Source organism: uncultured Lamprocystis sp. (genome assembly GCF_903933125.1).
Taxonomy (GTDB): domain Bacteria; phylum Pseudomonadota; class Gammaproteobacteria; order Chromatiales; family Chromatiaceae; genus Thiodictyon.
On sequence record NZ_CAIZIZ010000199.1, the window covers coordinates 1 to 4,612 of the forward strand.

Annotated in this window: 2 protein-coding genes; both read right to left on the bottom strand. The window is 66.3% G+C overall.

Going from position 1 to position 4,612, the window contains the following annotated elements:
* Window positions 1-197: 197 nt before the first annotated feature.
* A complete protein-coding gene (locus QZY03_RS10020; protein WP_295580556.1) occupies window positions 198-2,162 on the bottom strand; it encodes an LOG family protein in 1,965 nt (654 codons plus the stop codon).
* A gap of 284 nt (window positions 2,163-2,446) precedes the next feature.
* A complete protein-coding gene (locus QZY03_RS10025; protein WP_295580558.1) occupies window positions 2,447-4,375 on the bottom strand; it encodes an EAL domain-containing protein in 1,929 nt (642 codons plus the stop codon).
* Between the last annotated feature and the right edge of the window lie 237 nt (window positions 4,376-4,612).

Genomic DNA, 4,612 nt, shown 5'->3' on the forward strand with positions numbered 1-4,612 from the left:
GGTGCAGCGCTTCCAGCCCTGACGGTGTCAGGCCAGGATGGCCTGACTACGCACCCGGCGAGCCCAAGTGCTGAAGCCCCCGACAGCGCTGCGGTGCAGGGCTTCCAGCCCTGACGGTGTCAGGCCAGGATGGCCTGACTACGCACCCGGCGAGCCCAAGTGACCGGAATCTTGATCGAGGCCCAACGGTTCGTTATTTATCCCAACCGCAGCGCCTTCTTGTAGAACCGCGGCACCTCATCCGGATCGGCGGTCATCAGGATGTTGTCCAGCAGTCCCGCCGACATGCGTCCGGCCCGCACCATGCGGGTGAATTGGTCTTTGAGGCCCTGCCAGTAGAAGTCCCCGCCCGAACTGTCCAGGAAGACGATGGGACTGGACTCGATGACCCCGAGCTTCATGTCGGTGAGCGTGAGTCCGATTTCTTCCAGGGTGCCGACACCGCCGATCAGAAAGAGATGGAAGCTTGCGATCTCGAACCAGCGCTGTCGCGACTGACGGCTGCGGGCCTGGAAGGTCTGGTAGAAATCGGCACTCTTGTTGGTCTCCTGATCCATGGTTTCGATGAAGCTGGAGCCGACCATCAGGCCGAGCCGGTGGGCGGTGGCGGTGACCTGCTGCATGGACCCGGGTCCGCCGCCGGTGAGAATGCCGATGTCGCTGCCGAAGAGTCCCCGCAGGTTGGTGATCAGCCGCTCGGTACAGGCGATCTCGGGCTCGCTCAGCGGCTTGATCGAGCCATAGATGGCGAACACCAGGGTGGAGCGGAAGCGGTCCACCATGTCCGGCGCGGTGAAATAGCCGCGCAGGCCGCGGAAGACATGCCGCACCACATGGCCGCGCGCCTCGTTGCACCAGTAGACCTCGACACCCAGACCCTCGTAGTCCGCCAGGCGGCCGTGGTCACGGTCGGAGAGGAAGACACCATGCTCGAAGGACGCGCGGCGGAAGACGATGCGCGCGATCTGGCCGCGCAGCGCGGCGGCGCAGATTTCGGTGTGTTCTATCAGGTTGGGAAAGTACCCGAGCAGCAGCGTCGCTCCCGCGCCGTCCGGCAACCCGGCGAGCGGTCCGGTCCCGGCACAGTCGGTCGGCTCATCGAACGCGGACGATGGGTCGGCGTCGACTTGGGGATCCGGCCGCACCCGCGGGTTCCCCGGGTTATCCGACCGGCCGCAGAGCAACTCCGGCAGACCGCCCGCGAACAGGGCGGCGGGGTCGGTGGTCGCGGCCATCAGGCGGTGGCAGCCCGGCACCAACAACGGCGAGCCCTCCAGCCGGTCGAAGACCTGCGCGAGTGATCGGTATTCCGGTTCCGCGGCAGCCGGCAGCGGCTTGGGTCCGCCATGCCAATAGCGGCGCTCCGGCTCCGAATGCACGGCCTCGTGCACGGTGGCGGCGACCGTGGGGTTGACGATGAGCTGATCGGAGCGGTTGATGAACTCCAGATAGATGTTGGTGCCGCGGGTGGAGACCGGGTCCAGCACCGTGGCCTGGAGGTGAAAGCCGAGTGAGTCATCCAGGTTCTGGAGCACCACGTAATGCCGATGCAGGAACATGGAGCAGGCCGTCACCAGCCCGTCATTGGGCGGCAGCTCGATGTTGTCCACCGTGGTGCGGACCTGGAGACGGTTGAGCAGTTCCTTGCCGTCCGCGTGGTAGGCGACGGCGTTCACCTCCTGGAAGGTCAGCGGCTTGCGGAAGCGGAAGAGCTGCTGCTGCGGGCGCAGGATGAGATAGCCATGCGCGTCCAAGGAGAAGCCGGCGGGTACCTGGATTTGGTTGTCCTGGATCAGGCCGTGAATCTCGGTCGAGGAGAGCCGCGTATCGCGCGGGCAGTAGACCAGCCGTCCCACCCGCAGTCCGGGCGTGATCAGCCGCTCCAGATGCTCCGCCATGCCGTAGGCGCGGATGGCGGCGACGACGCTCAGCCGCAGATCGCACGAGCGGCCGTTGAAGACCGGCTCACCCAAGGGGGTGATGTTGATGCCGAGCCGCGCCAGGCGGCTGCGCGCCGCGAACACCAGTTCGGATTCGCGTCCGCGGACCAGCTCGCGGAAGCGGCGCGGCAGGGCGAAGCGGGCCTCCACCACCAGAGCCTCGCCGTCCGGTTCGCGGATCGCCGTGATCCAGCCATCGTCGGTCTCGGGGGTTGCATACATGCGGGTATCGGTCCGTTTGGTTTGCGGAAGCGCGCAACGCCCTTGGTTACTTCCGGGGGCCTTGATCGTAATCCCGGGCAGCGGCGTGCGTCGTCAGGGCTTCCAGCCCTGACGGTGTCAGGCCAGGATGGCCTGACTACGCACCCGGCGAGCCCAAGTGGCCGGAATCTTGATCGAGGCCCTTCCGGGCATCATCCCACCCCGCTTGCGGCGGCAATCAGGACGGCACCGGGAGCCTGGTCGGGGGCGGTCAACGCCAACTGAGCGGTCGCAGGATGCTACCATCACGGGGCCGCGACTGCACCGCATGGCGCAGCCGGAGGCGGGATCCAGTCGCGGACATAGGCCTCGAACTCCGCTGCCGGGAGTGCACGACTGAACAGGTAACCCTGAACAATCCGGCATCCCTCGCGTTGGAGAAAGTCCGCCTGGGCCTGGGACTCGACGCCCTCGGCGACCACCTTGAGCCCCAAGGCCTGGCCGAGAGCAATGACCGCGCGGGTGATGGCGCACGCCGCGGCATCGTCCGGAAGTCCGGCGACGAATGATCGATCGATCTTGATCACCCGCACCGCCAGCCGCTTGAGCGAGGTCAGTGAGGAATAGCCGGCGCCGAAGTCGTCGATGCCGACGTCGATGCCCAAGGTCTGGAGGCGCTGGATATTGAAAGCGGCCGACTCGGGGCGGGCGATGACCCAGGTCTCGGCAATTTCAACCACCAAGGCGTGGGGGTCGAGCCTCACCGCGTCAAGGATGCCGACGACGGTCTCAGCCAGGTTCGGGCTTTGAATGTCACGGTTCGACAGATTGACCGACACCGTCCCGCGGGTCAGCAGCCCCTGCGTATGCCAGCGCTTCATTTGGGTCACCGCGGTGCGCAGCACCCAGGCAGTGATGGGAACAATCAGTCCGGTTGACTCCGCCACATGGATGAAATCATCCGGCTCGACGACCCCCATCAGCGGGTGGTGCCAGCGGATCAGGGCCTCACAGCCGAGGATCCGGCCGGTCTCCAGGTCATGTTGCGGCTGGTAATGGAGGCTGAACTTCTCTTTGGCGAGGGCCTGGCGCAAGGCGGTCTCCAGCGAGACCTGGGCCAGCGCGTGAGCCGTCAGATCCTCGGTGTAGAAGCAAAAGGTGTTGCGCCCCTGCTCCTTGGCCCGATACATGGCCGCGTCCGCATTGCGCACCAGGGTTTCCATATCGGCGCCATCCTGCGGATAGAGGCTGATGCCGATGCTCGCCGTCATGCCGATGCTCGCCGTCATATAGAGTGCATGGTCATTCACCGCGAATGGTTGGGTGAAAGCGTCGACCAGTTTGCGGGCGATCAGTCCGGCCTCGCTGCCCTGCCTCAGATCGCCCAAAATGATCGTGAACTCATCGCCGCCGAGGCGCGCAACAGTGTCACCCTCGCGCACTTGGGCGCGCAGTCTCTCGGTCACCTGGCGCAAGATCGCGTCCCCGACCCCGTGTCCCAGGCTGTCGTTGATGTCTTTGAAGCGGTCCAGGTCGAGGAAGAGCAGCGCCAGTTCGTGGTTCTCACGATGGGCACGCTGCATGGCCTGATGCAGTCGATCGGTGAACAACAGTCGGTTGGGCAGCCCGGTGAGCGCGTCGTGCCCGGCCTGGTGCTCCAGTTGCGACTCGCGCTCTTGCAGCCGCCGCGTCAGTTGCCGGTGCTCGGTAACGTCCAGGAGGGCCGCGCTGCAGGTGGCGGGGGCCGCCCCGTCCGCGCCCAGCCGCCCGCGTTGCAGTAACAGGTGCAGTTCGCGGGTGGGCTGCGGCGGGCGTCCCAGTGTCGCTTCCAGGGATTCCTCCCGGCCGGTCGCCAGCACCCGCCCGATCGTGCTGAGCAAGGCACGGTTCTGCCCCGGGGCGAGCCGCAGGCCCAGGAAGGGGTCGACCGTCTGGCCGCGCTCGACCCCCAGCAACCGGGCCGCGGTCAGGTTCATCTCGACCATCCGGCCCTGGCGGTCGAGTGTGGTATAGGCCACCGGGGCGAAGTCGTAGAGGTTCGCGTAGCGGTCGCGGGACTCCTCCAGGGCCTGCTGCGCGGCGCGCAGTTCGCGGTTTTGCAATTCCAACTCGATCTGGTGGACTTGCAGGTCATGGAGTACGCGTGCATGGTCGGAGGGGTAGCGCGCCTCGCGGCGCAGGGCGTCGAGCAGTTCCGCCAGTGAGCGGTTCGTGAGCTCTGTGAAGGTTGCCATGGAAGGGTTGGTGTCAGACATCGCGGGGGGGGGGGGCTCATGATGACAGCAATTCCAAATTTGGGCGGCACCGCGCGACCTCTGGTGGATGCGGCGCGCGCGACCGCCGTGCCGAGTCCCTGAGACCGAGCGGCGCGCCTTATCCACCCTACAGCAGAGCCGGTTTCGAAGGGTGGATAAGCGCAGCGCATCCACCATCGGCCTCGCTGCCGACACGCTGTTGGCGGCGGCCACCCA